This window comes from Pseudomonas sp. NY15364, from assembly GCF_048068235.1.
GTDB lineage: Bacteria > Pseudomonadota > Gammaproteobacteria > Pseudomonadales > Pseudomonadaceae > Aquipseudomonas > Aquipseudomonas mendocina_D.
Genome location: NZ_JBLUPX010000069.1, coordinates 1 through 3,278 on the forward strand (window position 1 = coordinate 1; position 3,278 = coordinate 3,278).

General features: G+C 58.9%; 3 protein-coding genes and 1 pseudogene. All 4 read right to left on the reverse strand.

The annotated features are described in order from the left end of the window. Nucleotides 1-126: 126 nt before the first annotated feature. A complete protein-coding gene (locus ACNFCJ_RS23870; protein ID WP_106732130.1) occupies nt 127-522 on the reverse strand; it encodes an MAPEG family protein in 396 nt (131 codons plus the stop codon). After that, entirely contained in the window at nt 519-1,253 is a 735-nt protein-coding gene (locus tag ACNFCJ_RS23875; RefSeq protein ID WP_106732129.1) for a DUF599 domain-containing protein, read from the reverse strand. The genes ACNFCJ_RS23870 and ACNFCJ_RS23875 overlap by 4 nt, the downstream gene beginning before the upstream one ends. Before the next feature lie 105 nt (nt 1,254-1,358). Further along, a complete protein-coding gene (gene brnQ / locus ACNFCJ_RS23880; RefSeq protein WP_416773868.1) occupies nt 1,359-2,675 on the reverse strand; it encodes a branched-chain amino acid transport system II carrier protein in 1,317 nt (438 codons plus the stop codon). A 440-nt stretch (nt 2,676-3,115) separates the two neighbouring features. Next, a pseudogene (locus ACNFCJ_RS23885) lies at nt 3,116-3,278 on the reverse strand (IS5/IS1182 family transposase); the annotation flags it as partial.

Here is a 3,278-nt window from a genome sequence, read left to right on the forward strand (position 1 = left end):
GACCTGAGCGCTGCACTTTGCATCATTGCACTAGTAAAAACACAAACGCCCCGAAACAATCGAGGCGTTTGTATTGAACCGGTTCAGTTCAGAACGTTTTCACACAGTCTGAATGCGGGCCTTCTTTCATTTCAGCGCCGGGCTGATCATCAGCAGCAGGCTACAGGCCAGGCCCACCACCCATACCAGGCTGCGCTGCCAGTGCAGATCCCACCAGTAGAACAGCATATACAGCACGCGACTGACGACAAAAGTGACGGCCAGAATATCGATCAAAAAGCCGTAAGTCTGCGTGGTATGCGCCATCAGCACACCAACCGCGAACAGCGGGAACGCCTCGATGCTATTCAAATGCGCGGCCAGAGCACGCGCGCCGAAACCCGTTAGCCGCGCCTGCTGGGCGCGCGGGTGATGGTTGTCATAGCGACCACCGCCCTCCTCGGCCATGGCCTTGGCCACCGGGGCCTTGGCGATGAAGATCAACAAGGCGCTGATGAAGACGCACCAGAACGGCAGGCTCATTCACTCTTCTCCTTGGCCACCTCAGCGGCCGGCGTTGGCGTATAGACCATCACTTCCAAGACATCGGAATGGAATTCTCGGCGATAAAGCACCACGACAACGCCGGCAGTCACCAGCATGAAGAACCATGGATTGATAAACCAGGACAGGGTTGCCATACCGAAATAATAGGCGCGCAAACCGAAGTTGAACTGGTTGGCCGCCATCGAAATCACCCGCGCCGTGCGCTCGGCGAAAGCCTTGCGCTCCTGCTCGGTGACATGCCGCTCGCCCAACATTGGCGCTGAACCCACCAACACCGCTGCGAAGTTGTACTGACGCATGCACCAACTGAAGGTGAAGAAGGCATAGACGAAGATGATGCCCAGGCACAGCAGTTTGATCTCGGATAGACCACGACTGGCTTGCTGCACGAAGGGAATGTCGGCCAGCAGCGACAGAGCGCGGTCGGAAGCGCCCAGCACGGTGAGGATACCTGCCAGGATAATCAGCGTGCTGGAGGCGAAGAACGAGGCATTACGCTCGAGGTTACCGATCACGTTGGCGTCGGCAATGCGATTGTCGCGCAGCAGCATGCGGCGCATCCAGTCTTCACGGTACAGATGCAGCACACTGGCGAGGCAGGGAGTGGTTTGCGCCTTTACCGAGGCATAACGGGTGTAGCCGCCCCAGCACAGAACGAACCACAGCGCGGCCAGAAAATGAGGCAAATACGGATAGCTGTTGAGCATGCCAACTCCTTGTAAGACTGCGAAGGATTATAGCCAGGCTGCCTCTTTCCTTGTTCGACAAAAAAGGCCGCCTCGTGGGCAGCCTTATTTTGTTTCGAGCGTGCCTTACGCAGCAGTAGCGCTCTGACGCAGGCTCAGGATGCGATCCAGTGCCACCACCAGAACCAGCGTCACCGCCACCGGCAGCAGCCAGCCCAGGCTCTGGCCGGCCAAAGGCAACTGCCCGAACCACGAGGGGACCTTGTCCGCCCAGGGAGTCGCGGCAATACTGTCGGCAACGCCGAAGACCAGTGTAACGGCCATCACCGGCACGAAAACCAGCGACTGGGAGATCCACAGGCGGTTGGCCAGGCTCAGCGCAACCAGAACGATAGCCAGCGGATAAAGCCCTACCAGAACCGGAATCGAGAAACTGATCAGTTGAGTCAGGCCCTGATTGGCCACCACCAGACTGAACAAGCCGAAGACGATCACCACGCTACGGTAGGAAACCGGCAACAGCTTGCTGAAGAACTCACCACAGGCAGTCAGCAGGCCAACCGCAGTGGTCAGGCAGGCCAGGGTGATGACCACCGCCAGCAGCAGACTACCGGTGGTGCCGAAGGTGTGATGTACATAAGTCGTCAGTACTTGCACGCCATTTTGCGCATCACCGGCGATACCCTGGCTGGTGGCGCCGAGGTAGAACAACGCCAGATAGACCAGCGACAGGCCGATGGCTGCGATGATGCCGGCGATAACCGAGTAACGGGTGACGAGCCCTGCTTCGCTGACTCCGCGATCACGGATGGCGCTGGCGATTACGATGCCGAAGACCAGTGCACCCAGGGTATCCATGGTCAGGTAGCCCTGCAGGAAGCCCTGCACCAAAGGCGCATCACGGTAGCTGTCATCTACCACACCAATCTTGCCAGCAGGCGCGAACAACGCAGCGCCGCCCAGCACCAGCAGCGCGGCCAGCAGTACCGGCGTGATGAATTTGCCGATGCGATCGACCAACCGTCCCGGATTGAGGGAAAGGAACAACACGGCAGCGAAATACACCAGGGTGTAGATCAGCAGCGGTGCACCTTCATTGCCGGTGAACGGCGCGATGCCCATCTCGAACGACACCACGGCCGTGCGCGGCGTGGCGAACAACGGGCCGATCGATAGGTAAACCGCTACCGCGAGGATTGCGCCGGCAATCCTGCCCAGGGGCGCGGTGAGCAGGTCCATACCGCCGCCCACGCGGGCCAGGGCCACCACAGTCAACAGCGGCAGGCCGACACCGGTCAGCAGAAAACCGATGGCGGCAGGAAGCAGGTTTTCCCCCGCAGCCAGGCCGGCACTAGGCGGGAAGATGATATTGCCTGCGCCGAGAAACAACGCAAATGTCATGAAGCCGAGGGCCAGGAGGTCCGAGCCTTTCAAACGAGTCATAAAGGGAAATACCACAGACAGGAAATCGAAGAGTTGCGGGGGTTTCCTTGAGGGATCGGGGAAACGTCGCCCGAGCGTTTGGCTCGAACCACTGCCGGCATCGCCAGGCGCTTGTGGCGCAACGGACACGATAAGGCGCGCATACTAACGAAAAGCGCCCATCAACAGCACAGTTGACGGACGAGCTGTCGAACTGGCGTAACTGACTGTCGCATCGACAAAAAACATCGAAAATCTGACCACCACACTTGCGAAACTCTGCCGCCGTCACCAGAGACGCCAGTAACAGACTCAGCAACTCACTCGCAACGTAGAAGTCATCTCAGCGACAAAGGCCGCTTTCCCAGAGCGGGTGAAAACGCACTGAGGCCAGAAAAATCCAACGCCCCGACTGGTTCGGGGCGTTGGTGTTTTTGATGCTTGGAAATGGAAAGCGGGATTTACCCCAACAGCTCGATCAACCGACGGGCACCCAGCACATTGATGGCGCGTTTCAGGTTGTAGGCGTTGACCGCCAGGGCCATTTCCGTCCGAGCGCCCTGCAGTTGTCGGAGCAGGAAGCGACCATTACCCAAAATCCATTGCTTCAGGTTGCCGAAGGGA